The following is an 18,819-nucleotide window of genomic DNA, read 5'->3' on the forward strand; positions in this document are numbered from 1 at the left end:
GAGGCGTACGCGAGCGGGGCCGCGCCGGTACCGCCGTCACTGGTGGTGATGCCGGAAACGCGGAAACAGTTCCACGGGCCCCCGGCCTTCGCTAGTATTCGAATGTACGTTCGAAAGCCTGGCCGTACTTCCCCACGGGCAGGCCAGCCGGTGGTGTGCCCGCGCACGCGTCCGGACGCCAGACACAGGGATCGGTCGATGCTGGGGAGAGCTGTCGTGGGGCGGTACTACGGGGCGGAGGTCACGGTCGTCGAGGCTGACGGGCGGCCCAGCCGGTTCACTTGGAACGGCAGGGTGTACGGGATACGCAGGATCATCGACCACTGGGTGACCCTGCACGGCGGCTGGACCCCGGGCTCGGGCTCCCAGGTGCCCGAGCACAGGCACTGGCGGGTGGAGGCCGGGTCGGCCTACGCGCAGGGCGTGTACGAGCTGCGCCACGACACCGCGACGGGCGGGTGGCTGCTCTCCCGGGTGTGGGGCTGAACCGCCGACGGGGCAGTCCGGGGCCCGGCCGTCAGCGGTCCCTCCCAGGGCCGCACGCTAGGGCCGCACGTCCGAGGGCACGAGACCGAACACCGCGAGGTCGGAACGGCCCTCGTGCAGCGGCATCGCGTTGCGTTCGGTGCCCTCCCGGACGAACCCGGCCGACTCCGCCACCCGGCACGATCCGGTGTTGGCCGTGGCGGCCTTGAGCTCCACCCGCTGGAACCCCTGGTCCAGGGCCCACCGGGAGACGGCGACCACGGCCTCGGCGGCGTACCCGCGGCCCCGGCCCCACGGCGAGACCCAGTAACCGATCTCGGTCACCATGGCGGGCCACTGCGTGCGCATCAGCGCCACCGAACCGGTGAACCCGCCGCTCTCCCGGTCCACCATCGCCCAGTGCTGGCCGTCACCACCGGTGCGGATGGCCGGGGCGACGTTCAGGCAGAAGTGTTCGGCCGTCTCCCGGGTGTACTCCCTCCCCGGGGCGGGGAGCGGGATCCACCGCTGCAACTCGGGGTCCACACACGAGGTGTACACGTCTTCGATGTCGCGTTCGAGCAGGGAACGCAGGCGCAGCCGATCGGTCTCCAGGATGACCGCGGGCATGATCGGAGCGCTCTGGACGGTGGCCATGACGGGTGTTCCCTCTGTGCTTCGGACTGCTGGCATCGCGCTGGGGTGCGATCACGATACGCGCCCCACCGGTGTGCGCGACCGCCGGGGCCCTGCGCGCCGAAGCCGCGGAGGGGCCCTGCGGGAGCGCCCGCGCCGCGGCCCGTCACCGCGCCTTCCGCCGCACCGCCCGCGGCACGGGGGCTCCGGTGCTCCGGTTCACAGCCAGCCGTCGACGACCCGTTGCCGGATCACCGTGTCGAACGCCTCCGCGAAGGCGTTGCCCGGGCACTCGGTGTCCAGCCAGTCCCGGTGCCGCGCCACCGCCTCCTGCGGGGTCACCGCCCCGTTGACCGGGTTCGCGTACTCGATCCGTTCGGCCGGATCCACGCCCGTCAGCGCGCACAGCACCCGCAGAACGTCCACGAGCGAGTCCTGGGCCGCCCGGGTGGGGAGCTCCCCGGTGAAGTCGCCGAGCAGACACACCCCGATGTTGGCGTGGTTGAACCCGAACGCGTGCCCGGCCGTCACCGACCTCGCCAGACCGGGCAGCGGCAGCCCGTCGAAGACCGGCAGGCCGCCGCCGGAGTGGCGCCCCTCGTACACCGCGCCCCGGGGGTCGACCAACAGGTGGTAGCCGATGTCGCCCCAGCCCTGTTCGGCCGCGTGCAGGTGGTACACCGCCCGTACGTCCGCGGCGTGGTCGCCGGTGGTCGCCATCGCCGTGTGGTGCACGGTCAGCGCCTGGACCCGGTGGAACTCGGCGGGCCACAGGTCGTTGCCCTCCTCGTCGAACCGCAGCGACTCGTCGGCGCCCCACCCCGCCCGGGTGCGCACGCGCAGCACCGAACCCCCGGAGAGCGTCGTGACCCCCTGGTCCCGCGCGGAGAGCGACACCCGCTCCCGGCCGCCGAACCGCAGCTCCTCGCCGTCGCGCACGTTCACGGCGGCCAGGTCGGCGCCGTCCGCGCCGCGCACCTGGTAACCGACCGCGCCCTCGGGCGCCCGCACCAGCGCGGAGGCGGACGGCGGCAGGTGCTCGGGGCCGCCGGTGTGCGGGTGCAGGTCCTGCCAGCCGCCCAGAACCCCGTCGGCGGTCTCGAAGCGCACGGCGGCGGTCTCGGAGCCCCGGGCGAGGGCCTCGGGGCGGTGGGCGACGGAGACGAGGTCGAAGCGGTGCCCGGGGCGCACGACCGTGCCGGTGGCGGTGGCCCGCTCGGCCAGGACCCTGGGGGCGGTGCGGGTGTCCGAGGCCGCGGCCGGGGCGGCCGGGGCGGGAGCGAGCGCGCTCAGGCCGGCCGCTGCGGTGGCACTGGTCAGGAAGGTACGCCGACGCATGGGTGATCCGTTCCGTTCTGGGGTGGTTCCCGGGGCAGTGGGTGCGGGCACCGGAACAGAGTGCCACAGGGGTGTGACCCAGGACACTCCCGCGTGGGGGGCGGGATGCCGTGGCGCGCTTTTGCTCCCGTCCGAAAACCCGCTTGTCACAGTGGTCTCCCGGGCCACGACAACCTCTCGGGCCACGAGTTCCCCGGGGACGCGCGGCACGGTCTCCGCCGCGGCTGCGGCGCCGGGGCCTTCCCCGGCAGCCAGCGCGCGGCCGTGCGGACTCTGGCACAGTTGGTCCTGACTTGAGGACCCCGGTGTTCGTACCGGGGCAGGCTGCGCCCCGGGTCGGGGGACCCGTGTGAGCGGTGCCGACACCGCGGACTACGCTGGTCCGAATCCATGTCGGACCAGGTGGAAACGGGCAGCCCACAGGCCTCTTGAACCTTCGGGAGCGATCATGACCAACGATGACCGCGAGGACGCCCGCCGCGGCGATCAGGAGGGTGCGCGATGGCGTGGAAACCGTCCCGCGCCCGGTCTGGGCCCGGGGCTGGGCGGCCTCCTGGACGGACTGCCGGAGAGCGGCAGGGGAACCCGGACGGGTCAGGAGCAGGAGTCGAGGGGCGCTGCTCCGGGCAACCCCTTCCGGCGCCCCCTCCACGAGCCGGAGACGCCGCCCGAGCCGCCGCGCCCCGAACCCGAGGCCGCGCCCCCCGCGCGGCCCGAACAGTCGGAGAAGCAGCCCCCGGCCCCCTTCGCAAAGACCTCGGCGCCCCCGGACCCCGCCCCGGCGGCCCCCGTGAACGAACCCCGGTTCAACGTCATCCCCTTCCGAGGGGGTCCTCGGGACACCGGGGCCCAGCAGCCCGAACCCCAGCAGCCCGAACCCCAGGCCGGGCAGACCCACCCGGCCCAGGCCGGGCCCCGGCAGCCCGCGCCCGCCGACCCCGCTCACGCGGACGAGAACCCCATCACCACCGAACCGAAGCAGAGCGACAACGTGCACGCACACGAAGCAGCGGCGCCCCTCCCGGAGCCGCAGCACACCGGACCGCAGCAGCGGGCCGAACCGGAGGAGACCCAGGCGCCCGAGGAGGACCGGCCCCGGTCCGTCCGGGCCGCCCCCGCCCCCTCCGGCGACGCCTGGGGCCACGGCGGCCACGCCTTCGACGACGCCGAGCGCGCCGCCGTCTACCGCGCCATCCGCGAACGCCGCGACGTCCGCGCGGGCTTCCGGCCCGACCCGGTCCCCGCCGACGTGCTCACCCGAGTCCTGGAAGCCGCCCACCAGGCGCCCAGTGTCGGGCACACACAGCCGTGGGACTTCCTGGTCGTGGAGGACCGGGAACTGCGTTCGCGCGTGCGCGACCTCGCCCGCGACGAGCGCGACACCCGCTCCCGGGCACGCCCCGGCCCCCGCGCGCACGCCTTCTCCGGCCTCAAGGTCGAGGCCGTCCTGGAGAGCCCGCTCAACATCGCCGTCACCGTCGACCCCAGCAGGGGCGCGCACGGCGCCGGCCGGCACTCCCGGCCCGCCTCCTACTCCGCCGCGCTCGCGGTCGAGAACCTGTGGCTGGCCGCCAGGGCTGAAGGGCTCGGTGTCGGCTGGGTCGCCGTCACCGACGAGCGCGAGGTCGCCGGAGCACTCGAACTCCCCTCCCACCTCGAGGTCGTCGCCTACCTGTGCGTCGGTTACGTCGAGGAGTTCCCCACCGAACCCGAACTCGGCCTCGGCGGCTGGGCGAAGGGGCGTCCCCTGTCCTGGGCGGTGCACCGCGACCGCTACGGTCGCCGCGGTCTGCCCGGCCACGAGCCGACCACCCTGCTGGAGGAGACCATCGCCGCCATCGGAGCGCTCAACGCCCGAGCCGTGGAGGAGGCGAGAGACCGGCAGGCCCGGATGACCAAGCCCCAGGGTTCCCTCGGCCTCCTCGAAGAGGTTTCGGTCCAGTTGGCCGGGCTGGCGGGGGAGTGCCCGCCGCCGGTGCCCGAACCCGCCGCCGTGGCTGTCTTCGCCGGTGACCACGGGGTGTACGCCCAGGGGGTGACCTCCTGGCCGCAGGAGGTCACCGCGCAGATGGTGCAGAACTTCCTCGACGGCGGGGCCGTGGTCAACGCCTTCGCCGAGCAGGTGGGCGCCGAGGTGACCGTGGTGGACGTCGGCGTGGTCGGCGATCTTCCCGGGGCGGCCGGGCTGCTGCCCCGCAAGGTCGCCCGGGGGACCGCGGACTTCACCCAGGGCCCGGCGATGACCCGCGACCAGGCCCTCCAGGCCCTGGAAGGCGGTGTCGAGGTCGCCCGTGACCTGGTTTCGGCGGGCAACCGCTGCCTGGTCACCGGTGACATGGGGATCGGGAACACGACCCCCGCAGCGGCGCTGGTCTGCGCCTTCACCGGGGCGGACCCGTCCGTGGCGACCGGGCGCGGGACCGGGGTGGACGACGCCACCTACGAGAACAAGGTGAACGTGGTGCGCCGGGCGCTGGAGGCCAACCCGGTGGACCCGGAGGACCCCATCGGCACGCTCGCGGCGCTCGGCGGGCTGGAGCACGCCGCGCTGGCCGGGTTCATCCTCGGCGGTGCGGCGCTGCGGGTGCCGGTGCTGCTGGACGGGGTGATCGCCGGTTCGGCCGCACTGGTCGCCGCCGCCGTCTCCCCGGAGTCGATGAGCGCCTGCTTCGCCGGACACCGTTCCGCCGAACCCGGCCACGGGGTGGCGCTGGAGCACCTGGGCCTGACCCCGCTGGTGGACCTGTCGATGCGCCTCGGCGAGGGGTCGGGGGCGCTGCTGGCGCTGCCGCTGCTGCAGGGTTCGGCGCGGGCGCTGCGCAACGTGGCCACCTTCGACACGGCCGGTGTGTCCACTGCCCGGTAGGGGCACGGCCCCGAGGGGAGCGAACGACGGGCCCCGGCCGCAGGGGTCGGGGCCCGGGGGTGGATGCGTCCTGGGTCACGCCCTTCGGGGGTCACCCCTTTACCGCGATGTAACACCGCTTTGACAAGGTAATTTGGAGCAATCGCCGAATATCGCCGGCGGCGCGCGGGGCCCATCTCCCACGCGCGCACCCCGCCGTCGAAGCCGGGGGCCGGTGCGGACGACCGAAGGGGTGCGATCCGTGACCTATCTCCTTGGCTTGCGCATGCGGGACCGTGACGTCCTCGTCGTCGGAGGCGGGAGGGTGGCCCAACGCCGGGTCCCCGTCCTGCTCGAGGCCGGTGCCCGCGTCACCCTCATCTCTCCGGAGGTGTCCGCCGCGCTCGAGGACCTCGCCGCCGCCGGGCACCTGACCTGGCTTCGCCGCGCCTGGGAGCCGGGTGACGTCCGCGGCCCCGAGGCGCCCCTCTTCTGGCTCGTGCACGCGGCCACGGACTCGCCCGAGGTCAACGCGGCCGTCGCCGAGGAGTCCGAGGGCGCGCGGATCTGGTGCGTGCGCGCGGACGACCGGCACGCCTCCTCCGCGTGGACCCCCGCCAGCGGCTCCGCCAACGGCATCACCGTCGGCGTGGTCGCCTCGGGTGACCCGCGCCGCTCCGCCGGTCTGCGCGACGCCGTCATCGACGGACTGACCGACGGCACCCTGGACGCCCGGCGCGGCCGTGAACGCCTGCGCGGCGTCGCCCTGGTCGGCGGCGGCCCCGGCGACCCCGGCCTCATCACGGTCCGGGGCCAGCAGCTCCTGTCCCAGGCCGACGTGGTGGTCGTGGACCGCCTCGCACCGACCTCCCTCCTGGACCGCCTGCCCGCGGACGTCGAGATCGTGGACGCCTCCAAGATCCCCTACGGCCGCTCCATGGCGCAGGAGGCGATCAATTCCGTCCTCGTCGAGCGCGCCAGGGAGGGCAAGTTCGTGGTCCGCCTCAAGGGCGGCGACTCCTTCCTCTTCGGCCGGGGCAGTGAGGAGGCCGCGGCCTGCGCGGCCGCCGGGATCCCCGTGACCGCCGTCCCCGGTGTCACCAGTGCCCTGGCAGCCCCCGCCAGCGCCGGCATCCCCGCCACGCACCGGGGCGTCTCCCAGGACGTGCACATCGTCTCCGCGCACGTCGCCCCGGGTGACGGCCGCTCCACGGTCGACTGGGCCGGGCTGGCCCGGGCCGACGGCACCGTGGTCGCCCTCATGGGTGTGCAGCGGATCGAGGCCATCACCGAGGCCCTGATCGAGCACGGCCGGTCCCCGCAGACCCCCGTGGCGGTGGTCCAGGAGGCGACTCTGCCGGGTCAGCGGACGGTGACGGGTACGCTGGCGGACATCGCCGCCTCGGTCCGAGCGGCCCAAGTCCGGCCCCCCGCCGTGGTGATCATCGGAGAAGTGGTCAAAACAGCGCGGGATCTTGACATACTGCACACGGGAGCCCAGGTCGAGATCGATCGAATGGCGACCGGGCGCGATCTCCACTAGGACCTCTGGCGGCGGCGCACGCCAGCGGGGCCGACGGGGGAACCTCAGTACCGGTAACGGGCCCCCTCCCTGGCGGAGGGGCACCCGCCCCAGACACTCGATGAGGAGGGCATACCGATCATGACCCGGCCGTCGGCCGCACCGGACGCCTCGGGATCCGGTGCCTCGGACCGGTTCGGAACCGGACCGGACCCCACCTCCGCCCAGCCCGCCGCCCCGGGCGCCCCAGCCGCGCCCCGGCCCGGCGGGACCGAAGCCGGACGCCGGGGGCCCACGGTCCCCGTGTCCGCCGGACCGGCCAAGCACCGGGCCCCCACGAACGAGGACGACCACTTCGAGCAGGTACTGGAGTCCCTGCGCAGGCAGATCCGCGACCTCGACTTCGCCGAGGGTCTGGTCGGCGCCGAGGAGGGCAGGGCGCTCCGGGAGGACGTCCTGGCCCAGCTTTCCGACTACGTCCTGCCCCGTGTGCGCCGCCCCGACATCCCCCTGCTCATCGCCGTCGCCGGTTCGACCGGCGCGGGCAAGTCGACCCTGGTCAACAGCCTGGTCGGCGAGCAGGTCACCACCACCGGCGTGCGCCGGCCCACCACCAACAGCCCGGTGCTGGCCTGCAACCCCGCCGACGTGGACTGGTTCAGCGAGGCCTCCTTCATCCCCTCCCTGCCCCGGGTGCGCCAGCAGGGCCTGGCCATGCCGGGCAAGGACGGCATGCTGGTGCTCGCCGCCACCGAGGCCATGCCCCCGGGCGTGGCGCTCCTGGACACCCCCGACGTCGACTCCGCCGTCGCCGCCCACCACGAGTTCGCCGCCAAGTTCCTGGACGCCGCCGACCTGTGGGTGTTCGTCACCACCAGCGGCCGGTACGCGGACGCGCGCGTGTGGGAGTTCCTCCAGGTGGCCCGGGACCGGGACACCTCCCTGGCCGTCGTCCTGTCCCGGGTCCCCCGCAAGGGCCGCCGCCAGCTCCTGGACCACTTCGGTGCGATGCTGGAGGCCAACGGCCTGGGCAACGCGGCCCGCTTCGCGATCCCCGAGACCGACCAGATCGAGGGCGAACGCTTCACCTCCAACGTCGCCGACCACATCCGCGAGTACCTGGCGGACGTGGCCGGAGAGGCCGAACAGCGCGACCGGGTCTCCAGGCGCACCTTCATCGGTGTCATCGACAGCTTCCGCACCCGTGTCCCCGAACTCGTCCGCCAGGTGGAGGCGCAGATCGAGACCGGACGCTCCCTGGGGGCCGCCGTCGACGACGCGTACGCGGGAGCGGCCGCGCGCATCGACACCGCCCTGGGCGACGGCACCCTGCTGCGCGGCTCCCTCCTGGCCCGCTGGCAGGAGGTCGCGGCCAGCGGTGAGCTCGCCAAGAGCCTGCGCCTGCGCGGCAGGCGCGCCCGCAAGGGCCGTGCCGAACAGGCCGAGCGCGGGCAGCGGGTCAGCGCCCTGGAACGGGCCGTCCGAGACGCCCTGGAGGCCCTGGTGGTCTCCGCCGAGGAGCGGGCCTCGGAACAGATCGAACAGCGCTGGCGGGAGGTGCCCGGCGGTGCCGCACTGGCCGACAGGGCCCTCGACCAGCCTGGATCGGGCACGCTCGCCAAGCAGCTCCGCCAGGAGATCACCGAGTGGCAGCGGGAGGTCGCGGAGATGACCGCGGCCAACGGCGCCACCAAGCGGTCGGTTGCCCGCTTCGTCACCTTTGACCACGACATCGTCGCCCTGGTCATGATCATCGACCTGCTCGGTTACGAACGATCCAACTCCGGAGGCGGCGCCCACGCGGCCGACGCCTCCGGGCCGTCCCCGCAGCGCCTGCTCAAGGGGCTGTTCGGCGCCCAGTCGTTGCGCAGCATCGGCGGGAGCGCACGGGAGAACCTGCGCCGGCGGGTCCTCGGGCTGCTCTCCCACGAGCGCACGCCCTTCGACCACGCCCTGGCCGCGGCGGGCATCCCGTCCGAGGACAGCGCCGTCCAGCTCTATCAGGCCACGTACAACCTTGAGATTGCACGATGACGACTCAGTGGAACTCCCCCCAGGCGGGGGACGCCGACCACGGGGAGCTCCGGGCCGAGGGCGAGGAGCGCGAGAGCGGACCCGCCGCGTCCGGACCCTGGAACGACGAACCCGCCCGGGGGCACGCGTCCCCCGCTCCGTCCGGGGGCCCCGCCTCCTACGAGAGCAGCCCCTGGCGCGGCTACACCATGCCGGTGCCGGAGCATCCCGAGCACGCCGAGGAGCGTGAACGGGCCGCGGAGGAACCGCCCGCCCACGAGCCCCCGGCCTACGACGGGATCGCCGGGTACCCGGATCCCTCCGGAGCCGGGGCGGCGCAGAACGCGCCCCAGCAGGCCCCGGAAGCCGTCACCGACGCTTCGACACGGCCGGAAGCTGAGTCGGCGGAGGCCGCCAAGGCCCGGCAACGGCGTTTCGGGCGCCACGCCCGCGCCTGGGCGGACGCTGAGGGGGAGCGGCGCCGCCAGGGTCACACCGCGCAGGAGGACGACCCCGACGGCCTCGCGGGATGGGTCGGCAGCCTTACCGAGGCCGCTGACGACACCCGCATCGCCGGTCGCAGCACCGGCAGCTTCCCGGTGGTCACCCCGGAGACCGAGCGCCCCGCGGAGCCGACGGCCGACCCGGCCGCGGAACAGCCCGCCCAGAGCGCTCCGGAGGCCTCCGAGGCAGAGGATGCGCCCCGGCGCCACACCCGCCGCCCGGCGCCCGGCGCCACGCGGACACGGGCCACCGCCACCTGGGTGCCCGGCCCGGAACAGGACGAGCGGGACGGGGAGACGGCCGGGGAGCGCGCTCCCGAGGCGGCCCCGGAGCCCGAGCGCACCGAAGCCATCGGCCCCGCGGACCCCGTCGCGGGCACCGGTGCCGGGGGACCGCACGGGACCACGGACGACGACCCGCCGCCCCTGCCCCGCAGGGTCCCCGGGCCCTCCGCGGTCTCGGGAGCCTTCCGGGCGGTCGGTGCCGAGACCTCCGCGCCCGGGACGGAAACCGCGCCCGGGACGGAACCCGGGGCCGTACCCGAGTGGGACGCCCGGTCCGCGTACGAACGGGAGGACACCGCCTCGGAGGAACCCGAGGAGGAGTACCGCCCCACCACCCACGACCACTGGCAGCCCACCAGTACCACCAGCCGGGCCGAGCTCATCGAGCGGTTGGACGCCCTGAGCACCCTCGCCGAACTCGGCCGGGACGATCTGCCCGAGGAGGTCCTGGGCCGGGCCGGGCAGTTGCTCGACCACGCCGGGGCGCGTCTGCGCCTGTCCGGCGAACACACGGTCGTGGCCCTGGCCGGAGGTACCGGAAGCGGCAAGTCCTCCCTGTTCAACGCCTTGTGCGGGCTCGAACTCTCGCAGACCGGCGTCACCCGCCCCACCACCTCCAAGGCACACGCCTGTGTGTGGGGGCACGAGGGCGCCGACGCGCTCCTCAGCTGGCTGGGGGTGCCCACCCGGTACCGCCACTCGCGCACCAGCGTCCTGGACTCGGGCAACTCCGAACTGACCGGCCTGGTCCTGCTCGACCTTCCCGACCACGACTCGGTCCGCAGCATGCACACCGCCGAGGCCGACCGGCTCATCGGCTCCGTCGACCTGCTCGTGTGGGTGCTCGACCCGCAGAAGTACGCCGACGCGGCCGTGCACCACCGCTACCTGGCCAAGATGGCCGGGCACGGTGCGGTCACCGTCGCAGTCCTCAACCAGGTCGACAAGGTCGCGTCGGACGAGCTGGAGGAGCTTCTCACCGACCTGCGCCGCCTCCTGGAGTCGGAGTCGGGTGTGCATCCGCGGGTGATCACCACCTCCACCGTGACCGGCCAGGGTGTTCGCGACGTGCGCGACTTCCTGAGCGAGACGGTCACCGAGCGGCACGCCCTGGTGGACCGGCTCGTCGCCGACCTCGACCAGGTCATCGCGCCGTTCGAGGAGTTCTACGGGGACAGGGAGGTCCCCGGGACGGTATCCGTGCAGACCCGGTCCCGGGTCCGGGAGGGGCTGGCCAACGCGGCCGGTGTCACCGCGGTCGCCGACGTGGTGGAGACCAACGACGTCCGCAGGGGCAAGCGCCGCGTCGGCTGGCCGATGGCCCGCTACGTCGCCAAGCTCCGCAAGGACCCCCTCGCCACCGTGCAGTTGGACTTCCTGCGCCGTGACGAACCGGGTGTCGGCGGCCGGGTCGACGCGCACGAGGCCGAGTTGGAGACGGCCCTGGGTGAGGCCGCGGACGAGGTGTCCGAGGGGATGCCCGGCCCGTGGCGCCGCCGGATGCGGGCGGCGGCTCGCAGCGGTGCCGCCGAACTCCCCGCCGAACTGGGCGAGGCCGTCGCCGGCGCGGTCGGTGACCCGGACCGCAGCCCGTCGTGGTGGCGGTTGGCCCGGACCGTGCAGTACTCGCTGCTGGCCGTGGCCGGGGTGGGGTTCGCCTGGGCGCTGCTGTCCCTGTTGAGCTGGCTCGGGGGCGGTATCACCGGCCTGCGGATGTTCGACGACCCGGTCTTCATCGCCTACTCGGGTGCCGTGGTCGGCGCCAGCCTCCTGGTGGGCTGGCTGACCGGGGTGGGCTGCGGAAACCTCGTGGAGGTCGCCGCCGTCCAGCGCCGCGAGAACGTGGAGCGCGCCGCTCAGGAGCGGGTCCGGGAGATCGCGGGCCTGAGGGTCGTCGCCCCGATGGAGGAGGAACTGGCGCGCTACCGGGCCTTCCGGGCCGCCTACGAGGTGGCGCGGATCCGGGACTGACGGAACCGCCACCGGATCGGGCCGCACCCGCAGGACGTACACGGGGGCGTGCGAACCACAGCAGCACACGAACACAGCGAAGGCCGGCCGGGACGAGACCCGGCCGGCCCGGACCGGGGACGGGCCGCCTGTCGGCGGCCCGTCCCCGCTCGTGTCAGGAAGGGGGGACTACAGCCAGTGAAGGACCTTCTTGGCCATGTGATGCTCCTTGGTTCGAGTGCTGAGTGCTGACGGGCGTCGAACGGTCGGTACGACAGACGGACGGACGAACCGGACCAGATTTCTGGCCGAAACCGTCGGCGCCCTCTGGCAGGATGCCCTAAATCGTGACGCCAACCAACCCCCTCTGGAACAGAGGGTGATGGCTGCGGTAGCCTCAGCCTGCAAGGCACATACAATAGGCAATTAAGTTATTACCCAAAGTAATGTAAAGTAGGGAGGGTGTGCTTGCCAGAGGCCCACCAGGGAGGATGTGGAGCCGCCCTGGTCACCGAGTGGCACCGCGGCGGAACGCGGGGCGAATCCGGTTCGTCGAAAGGAGAACCGTGGGAGGCGGTGGGCACATCAGAGTCAGGTGTAGGGCTCCGGAGGCAGAGGGTGACACAGGGAGGGAGGATGGAGCGGTGAGCATCTCGGAGAAGCCGATGGCGGCGGAGGAACGCCGCCCCGGCGACCGCCGGACCTGGCCGATCTTCCAGCAGCCCCTCGGGCTGGTCGTCTACCTGCTCCTGTTGGTCTTCGTCGCGTTGTTCCTGTTCGGGGTGGCCGCCGCGCAGACGGCCCTGACCGTTCTGGACCTCACGCTCTTCTTCGCCCTCGTGGTCTCCGCGGTGGTGTGTGTGGAGGCCATTCGCCGCATCGACATGCCGGCCGGCCTGACCCGCGACCTGCTGGGAGCCTGGTGGTTCCCGGCCATGCTTCTCCTGCCGCCGGTGTACTCGCTTCTCATTCCGGTGCCCGTGTACCTGCTGCTCCAGCGCCGGAGCCGACGCACGCTGCCGCACCGCCGGGTGTTCAACGCGGCCTCCGTGGGCGTCTCGGGGTTCCTCGCCTCGGTGGTCTGGCACGGTACCGAGGTGGGGCTGCTCGCCGGGATCGGCGGTTCCCCGGCCGCACACCAGGTCCTGACCACCGTCAACGGTGTGTTCGTCGCGTTGGCCTGCTGCGCCGGGTTCACCCTGATGAACACGTTCCTGGTGTTCATGGGCGCCGGACTGAGCGGGGGGTCGGGCGGTATCCGCAGCATGTGGGACCGAGAGGCGTTCCTCGTGGACTCCGTCGAATTATGTGTCGGGGTCACCGTCGCCATCCTCGGGCAGATCTCCCTGTTCCTCCTGGTCATCGCGGTTCCACCGGTCCTTCTGCTCCAGCGCAGCCTGGTGTACCAGCAGTTGCAGGCCGCGGCCCGGACCGACCCCAAGACCGGTCTGCTCAACGCGCCCACCTGGGAGCAGGAGGCGGCCGCGGAGATCGCCAGGACCCGTTCGGCCCGGGGGCGCGCGGCGGTGCTCATCGTCGACATCGACCACTTCAAGCGGGTCAACGACAACCACGGCCACCTGTTCGGCGACCAGGTCCTCCTCGGTGTCGCGACGACCATAGCCCAGCAGCTGCGCCAGTCCGACCTGCTCGGCAGGTTCGGCGGCGAGGAGTTCGTGGTCATGCTGCCCGGAACCGACACCACGGAGGCCTGGCAGGCGGCGGAGCGACTGCGCTCCCAGGTCGGACGGATGGAGATCGCGGTGGACGGCGTCCAGGTGTCGATCACCATCTCGGTCGGTGTCGCCGTCGTCGGCGACCACGGCAACGACCTCGTCGAACTGCTGACCGCGGCCGACCTCGCGCTCTACCGGGCGAAGGAGACCGGTCGCGACCGCGTGTGCCTGCCGGTCGGACGACCCGAGGTGAGCGGGAAGATCCCGGGCCCTCGCGGCGGTGAGATCCCCGATTCGGCTGGCAGCCCGGGAGAACCTTCCTGACCTGTGGCGATGGCGGAGGCGGGGTGGGTTTTCCACAGGTTCGCCGGGGGTCGCTTGCGGGTGCGCTCCCGATGACCGAACGTGAGGGTATGCCCTGTGATCAGCATGAACCCTCCACTGATCCCTTCGAAGACCCGTCCGTCACCCCCGATCCCGCAGCCGTCCCCCTCCGGTTGCGCAACCCGGCCGACCTCCTCGCCGCCCTGCCCTACCTGGTGACCCACCCCCTGACCGACGCGGTGGTCTCCCTCGTGCTCGGGCGGGGGAGCGTCCTGGGCGTCCTGTACGGCGAACTCGACCACCTGGACCACGTCCTCACCCCGGCCCGGAGCGGCACGGCGGCCGTCGACGCGGCGCTGGCCGCCGGCGGTACCGGCATGCTCGTGGCCGGTTTCGGCCCTCCCGAACGCGTCACCCCGCACGTGGACGCGCTCCTGGCCCGGGCCGGGGCCAGGGGGTTGCCGGTCCCGGAGGCCCTCAGGGTGACGGGGAACCGCTACTGGTCCTACGTCTGCCGCGATCCCGGCTGCTGCCCGCCCGGGGGCGTGCCCTTCGACCCCGACGCCTCCCCGGTGCCGGCCGAGGCGGTCCTGCGCGGCCTGGTGCCGGGCGGCGGGGGAGGCAGCGCCCGTACCCGGTTCCTTCTGGATCCGGTACTCGGTGCCCCGCGGGCGGAGGCCGCCGAGGCAGCGGAGGCGGAGGAGGAGCGGGTCCGCCAGGAGGACGCGGAGGAGGCCCTGAGGGACCGGTGGCTTCCCGAGGTGCTCGCGGCGCTGCGCGGGGAGGGACACCGGAGGGTGACCGAACCGGCGGCCCTGGCCCGGCTGGGCGTCCGCCTCACCGAACTCAGGGTGCGCGACGCCGTGTGGACCCGTATCACCCCCGAGAGCGCCGAGATCCACGTCCGCCTCTGGTCCAGGGTGGTCCGCCACGTCCCCGAACGTCACCGCCCGGCCCCTGCCGCACTGCTCGCGGTGGCCGCCTGGCAGTACGACGACCAGCGGTTGGCCCGGGCGGCGCTGGACGTGGCCCTGGCGGCTGACCCCGGGTACGCGATGGCGGTGCTCATGGCCCGGGCCCTCAGGTGGGGGCTGCCCGCCGAACGCTGGCGCGGGTTCGTGGCCACACGCCTCGACGGCGGGGAGCAACCGGAGGACGGGGAGTTCTCCGGCCCCGACCGGGGGTGAACCGGACCGGGATACCGGACCGTCGGTTTCCCCGTCGGTTCCGGCCCGGGACCGGGTCGCTTCGCCCGGGCCGTATCGGTCCCGCGCGGGGGGCGTGCCGACGTGCTCCGGTACGCGTCGGCGTCCTCCGGGCACCGGGGCCCGCGTGCGGGCCCCGGTGATGGCGGGGGCACCGTTTCCGACGCCCTAGGCTTGGAGGCATGCCGGAGTACATCTACACCATGCAAAACGTGCGCAAGGCGCACGGCGACAAGGTCGTCCTTGACAACGTTTCGGGGTCGTTCCTGCCCGGAGCCAAGATCGGTGTCGTGGGCCCCAACGGCTCGGGTAAGTCGACGCTGCTGAAGATCATGGCCGGCATCGAGCAGCCGTCCAACGGTGAGGCGCGGCTCATGCCCGGGTTCACTGTGGGCCTGCTCGCCCAGGAACCCCGACTCGACGAGAACAAGTCGGTCCTGGAGAACGTCGAGGACGGCGTCGCCGAGACCAAGGCGATGCTGAACCGCTTCAACGAGATCGCCGAGAAGATGGCGACGGACTACTCCGACGACCTCCTCGAAGAGATGGGCAAGCTCCAGGAGCAGCTCGACCACCGCAACGCCTGGGACCTCGACAGCCAGCTGGCGCAGGCCATGGACGCCCTGCGCTGCCCTCCCGGCGACGCCTCCGTCCCCCAGCTCTCCGGTGGTGAGAAGCGCCGCGTCGCGCTCTGCAAGCTCCTGCTGGAGGCCCCCGACCTCCTGCTGCTCGACGAGCCCACCAACCACCTCGACGCGGAGAGCGTGAACTGGCTGGAGCAGCACCTGGCCAAGTACGCGGGCACCGTCATCGCGATCACACACGACAGGTACTTCCTGGACCACGTCGCCACGTGGATCCTGGAGCTGGACCGCGGCCAGTTCTACCCCTACGAGGGCAACTACAGCACCTACCTGGAGACCAAGCAGGCCCGCCTGAAGGTCGAGGGGCAGAAGGACGTCAAGAAGGCCAAGCGCCTCAAGGACGAGCTGGAGTGGGTCCGCTCCAACGCCAAGGCCCGCCAGACCAAGAGCAAGTCCCGTCTGGCCCGCTACGAGGAGATGGCCGCCGAGGCCGACAAGACCCGCAAGCTGGACTTCGAGGAGATCCAGATCCCGCCGGGTCCGCGTCTGGGCAACACCGTGGTCGAGGTCAGCAACCTCAGCAAGGGTTTCGAGGACCGGCTGCTCATCGAGGACCTCAGCTTCTCGCTGCCGCCCAACGGCATCGTCGGCATCATCGGCCCGAACGGTGTCGGCAAGACGACCCTGTTCAAGATGATCGTCGGCGAGGAGACCCCCGACGAGGGCAAGATCAGGGTCGGCGACACCGTCGACATCTCCTACGTGGACCAGTACCGGGGCCGTATCGACGACTCCAAGAACGTCTGGGAGACCATCTCCGACGGCGAGTCCTTCATCACGGTCGGCAAGGTCGAGATCCCCAGCCGCGCCTATGTCGCCGCCTTCGGATTCAAGGGCTCGGACCAGCAGAAGTCCGCCGGTGTGCTCTCCGGCGGTGAGCGCAACCGCGTCAACCTGGCGCTCACCCTCAAGCAGGGCGGCAACCTGCTGCTCCTGGACGAGCCCACCAACGACCTGGACGTCGAGACCCTCGGCTCGCTGGAGAACGCCATCCTGGACTTCCCGGGCTGCGCCGTGATCACCTCCCACGACCGGTGGTTCCTGGACCGCGTCGCCACGCACATCCTCGCGTGGGAAGGGGGCTCCTCCTGGTACTGGTTCGAGGGCAACTTCGAGTCCTACGAGAAGAACAAGGTCGAGCGCCTGGGCCCGGAGGCCGCGCGCCCGCACGCGGTCACCCACCGCAAGCTCACCCGCGACTAGCCGCACCGCTCGGGCACACGGGCCCCGCCGACCGGATCCGTCCGGACGGCGGGGCCTTCGTCCGCCCGGGGCGCGGGTCGCGCCTCGGAGCAGGTCGTGCTCGGAACCGGGGGCGGATCCCTGCCGTGCGGGGAACCGAGGGGCCGCGGAAAACCCGTGTACGGGCGGGCACGGCCGCGGCTAGGGTCCCGGCATGACGATTCTGTGCGTGCCCTATCACCTGGACGAGTACCTGCCCCGCTTCCGGTTCCGGCTGCCGGAACGCGTTGGGACGGTGGAGGCGGACCTGCCGGACGCCGACAGGTGGACCCGGATGGCGGCGCTCCACGGGGCGGTCGCCGATCGTGTCGCCGCTCACGTGCGCGCGGGCCGTGTCCCGAAGGTGCTGTCCGGCGACTGCATGGTGGCTCTCGGCACCACCGCAGGGGTGCAGCGGGCGGGGGTGGACCCCGCCGTCGTCTGGTTCGACGCGCACGGGGACGTCCAGACCATGCAGACCAGCGCGTCGGGTTACGAGGGCGGGATCCCGTTGCGCGTGCTCGCGGGTTACCGGCCGGACCCGGCGACCGACCGGTTGGGGCTGCGTGACATCGACGAGGAGCGGCTCCTGCTCGTCGACGGACGGGACCTCGATCCACCGGAGGTGGAGTACCTGCGCGGGTCCGCCGTGCGGCGGAGCACGGTCGCCGGGATCGAGCCGACGGTGCTCCCGGAGGGCCCCCTCCTGCTCCACGTGGACCTGGACGTCATCGACGCCTCCGAAGCGCCCGGTCTGCTCTTCCCCACGCCGGGCGGCCCGCGGACCGACGAGGTCCTCACCGCCGTCCGCACGGTCCTGGAAACCGGCCGGGTCACCGCGCTGAGCGTCGGGTGCACCTGGGCGCCCGACGAGGAGCTGGACGCTGACGGAGGGGTCCGGGACCGCCTGCTCACCGCGCTCCTGGAAGCCTCGGCCTGACGGCGCCGCCCCGGGGCCTGTCCGCCGAACACGCCCCGGCGCCGGACGGTGCGGAACCGTTCCGGGACGTACGGCCCACGGAGGAGCCCGCGAACGTGGCATACCCTGGACGCGATGACTTCCGCGCGTGATGACCACCAGGGTGCGGGCGAAGAGCCCGTACAGATGACGTTCTACGAGGCCGTGGGCGGTGAGCAGACCTTCACCCGCCTGGTCCGCCGTTTCTACGAGGGCGTCGCCGACGACCCCGTGCTGCGGCCCATGTACCCCGAGGAGGACCTGGGACCCGCTGAGGAGCGCCTGCGCCTGTTCCTCATCCAGTACTGGGGCGGTCCGCGTACCTACAACGAGCAGCGCGGCCACCCGCGTCTGCGGATGCGGCACGTCCCGTTCCGGATCGGCGCGACCGAGCGCGACCTGTGGCTCCAGCACATGCGCGCCGCCGTGGACTCCCTCGGCCTGCACGAGGCCCTCGAGCGCCAGCTCTGGGAGTACATGGTCATGGCCGCGCACAGCATGGTGAACGTCGCCGAGGAGGCCACGCCCCCGGAGGTGGCCAACCCGACCTCACTGCGGGTGGGCGGCGACGGCAGGGTGCGCCGCGACAGCGGGGACACGGGGGACGATGACGACGGCGAGGCCGTCACCATCTCCCTGAGGAGGTGAACCCTCCCGGACACCGTTCGGGGTGTCCGCGGGTCGTCAGGAGTACTTGTTCAGGAGTGCGCGCTCGGCGTCGTTGAGGCGTCGGGCGCTCTGCGTCGCCACGTCGAAGCCGACCAGGACCGTCCTGGCGCGCAGGTAGACCCGCTCGTCGTCGAGGATCTCGTAGGCCATGCTGAAGCTGGCGTTGCGCACCTCGGTCACCCACAGCTCCACGCGCACCGGGTCGGTGCGGGGCAGCAGCGGGGCGACGTAGTCGGCCTCCTGGCGGGCCACGACCGTGGCGCCGAACGCCTCGGGGTCGTGGCCGCCGACCCCGAAGTTCAGGAAGCCCACGCGGGCGTCCTCCAGGTAGGTGAGCATCCGGACGTTGTTGACGTGCTGCTGCGGGTCAAGGTCGGCGTAGCGCACCTGGGCCAGGTGTACGTACCGCTGGGGCTCGGCGCTGGTGGGGCTCTCGGCCTCGATCTGTGTCACGTCCTGGGTCCTCTCCCGATGCTCTCCCGGATGGTCCTCCCCGGGTCGGGCGTATCCCGTGCCTCACGCGCTCGTCGTGACGCACGGGACACGCCTGTGGTCTTCTCCGATT

13 protein-coding genes are annotated in these 18,819 nt (G+C 72.8%); 10 read left to right on the forward strand and 3 right to left on the reverse strand.

What is annotated here, in order from left to right; all coding sequences use genetic code 11:
* Positions 1-198 precede the first annotated feature (198 nt).
* Positions 199-486, forward strand: a complete 288-nt coding sequence (locus IE195_RS17515; RefSeq protein ID WP_191272835.1) for a DUF6504 family protein — start codon at positions 199-201, stop codon at positions 484-486.
* A 57-nt stretch (positions 487-543) separates the two neighbouring features.
* Here the strand turns inward: IE195_RS17515 and IE195_RS17520 are convergent, their stop codons facing one another.
* Positions 544-1,122 (reverse strand): GNAT family N-acetyltransferase, encoded by a 579-nt coding sequence (locus tag IE195_RS17520; protein ID WP_191272837.1) that lies wholly within the window; start codon positions 1,120-1,122, stop codon positions 544-546.
* A gap of 198 nt (positions 1,123-1,320) precedes the next feature.
* Positions 1,321-2,439, reverse strand: a complete 1,119-nt coding sequence (locus tag IE195_RS17525) for a peptidoglycan recognition protein family protein (protein WP_191272839.1) — start codon at positions 2,437-2,439, stop codon at positions 1,321-1,323.
* Between the two features lie 448 nt (positions 2,440-2,887).
* Here IE195_RS17525 and cobT point away from each other — a divergent pair, with 448 nt between their 5' ends.
* From cobT to IE195_RS17570, 9 genes are all read left to right on the forward strand, one after another.
* A complete protein-coding gene (gene cobT, locus IE195_RS17530) occupies positions 2,888-5,305 on the forward strand; it encodes a nicotinate-nucleotide--dimethylbenzimidazole phosphoribosyltransferase (protein WP_191272841.1) in 2,418 nt (805 codons plus the stop codon).
* 241 nt (positions 5,306-5,546) lie between these two features.
* Positions 5,547-6,827 (forward strand): uroporphyrinogen-III C-methyltransferase, encoded by a 1,281-nt coding sequence (cobA, locus tag IE195_RS17535; RefSeq protein WP_195826294.1) that lies wholly within the window; start codon positions 5,547-5,549, stop codon positions 6,825-6,827.
* 120 nt (positions 6,828-6,947) lie between these two features.
* Complete coding sequence (locus tag IE195_RS17540) at positions 6,948-8,840, forward strand: dynamin family protein (protein ID WP_191272843.1); 1,893 nt, start codon at positions 6,948-6,950, stop codon at positions 8,838-8,840.
* The gene (locus IE195_RS17545; RefSeq protein WP_191272845.1) at positions 8,837-11,578 is read left to right on the forward strand and encodes a GTPase; all 2,742 of its coding nucleotides are present in this window, start codon (positions 8,837-8,839) and stop codon (positions 11,576-11,578) included. The genes IE195_RS17540 and IE195_RS17545 overlap by 4 nt, the downstream gene beginning before the upstream one ends.
* 623 nt (positions 11,579-12,201) lie before the next feature.
* Positions 12,202-13,557 carry a GGDEF domain-containing protein gene (locus IE195_RS17550; RefSeq protein WP_191272847.1) on the forward strand — a complete coding sequence of 452 codons (1,356 nt, stop codon included), beginning with the start codon at positions 12,202-12,204 and terminating at the stop codon, positions 13,555-13,557.
* A gap of 71 nt (positions 13,558-13,628) precedes the next feature.
* Positions 13,629-14,744 carry a DUF4192 domain-containing protein gene (locus IE195_RS17555; protein WP_225942352.1) on the forward strand — a complete coding sequence of 372 codons (1,116 nt, stop codon included), beginning with the start codon at positions 13,629-13,631 and terminating at the stop codon, positions 14,742-14,744.
* A 200-nt stretch (positions 14,745-14,944) separates the two neighbouring features.
* Complete coding sequence (ettA, locus tag IE195_RS17560) at positions 14,945-16,609, forward strand: energy-dependent translational throttle protein EttA (RefSeq protein ID WP_191272849.1); 1,665 nt, start codon at positions 14,945-14,947, stop codon at positions 16,607-16,609.
* A 193-nt stretch (positions 16,610-16,802) separates the two neighbouring features.
* A complete protein-coding gene (locus IE195_RS17565; RefSeq protein ID WP_225942353.1) occupies positions 16,803-17,567 on the forward strand; it encodes an arginase family protein in 765 nt (254 codons plus the stop codon).
* A gap of 114 nt (positions 17,568-17,681) precedes the next feature.
* A complete protein-coding gene (locus IE195_RS17570) occupies positions 17,682-18,233 on the forward strand; it encodes a globin (protein ID WP_191272851.1) in 552 nt (183 codons plus the stop codon).
* A 36-nt stretch (positions 18,234-18,269) separates the two neighbouring features.
* Here the strand turns inward: IE195_RS17570 and IE195_RS17575 are convergent, their stop codons facing one another.
* Complete coding sequence (locus tag IE195_RS17575) at positions 18,270-18,707, reverse strand: acyl-CoA thioesterase (protein ID WP_191272853.1); 438 nt, start codon at positions 18,705-18,707, stop codon at positions 18,270-18,272.
* Positions 18,708-18,819 lie beyond the last annotated feature (112 nt).

It is taken from the genome of Nocardiopsis terrae (assembly GCF_014651695.1).
GTDB classification, from domain to species: domain Bacteria; phylum Actinomycetota; class Actinomycetes; order Streptosporangiales; family Streptosporangiaceae; genus Nocardiopsis; species Nocardiopsis terrae.

Coding starts and splice junctions, on each gene's coding strand:
- IE195_RS17520 (WP_191272837.1), bottom strand. CDS start 1,122: ATGGCCACCGTCCAGAGCGCTCCGATCATGCCCGCGGTCATCCTGGAG.
- IE195_RS17565 (WP_225942353.1), top strand. CDS start 16,803: ATGACGATTCTGTGCGTGCCCTATCACCTGGACGAGTACCTGCCCCGC.
- ettA (WP_191272849.1), top strand. CDS start 14,945: ATGCCGGAGTACATCTACACCATGCAAAACGTGCGCAAGGCGCACGGC.
- cobT (WP_191272841.1), top strand. CDS start 2,888: ATGACCAACGATGACCGCGAGGACGCCCGCCGCGGCGATCAGGAGGGT.
- IE195_RS17515 (WP_191272835.1), top strand. CDS start 199: ATGCTGGGGAGAGCTGTCGTGGGGCGGTACTACGGGGCGGAGGTCACG.
- IE195_RS17540 (WP_191272843.1), top strand. CDS start 6,948: ATGACCCGGCCGTCGGCCGCACCGGACGCCTCGGGATCCGGTGCCTCG.
- IE195_RS17570 (WP_191272851.1), top strand. CDS start 17,682: ATGACTTCCGCGCGTGATGACCACCAGGGTGCGGGCGAAGAGCCCGTA.
- IE195_RS17555 (WP_225942352.1), top strand. CDS start 13,629: ATGACCGAACGTGAGGGTATGCCCTGTGATCAGCATGAACCCTCCACT.
- IE195_RS17525 (WP_191272839.1), bottom strand. CDS start 2,439: ATGCGTCGGCGTACCTTCCTGACCAGTGCCACCGCAGCGGCCGGCCTG.
- IE195_RS17545 (WP_191272845.1), top strand. CDS start 8,837: ATGACGACTCAGTGGAACTCCCCCCAGGCGGGGGACGCCGACCACGGG.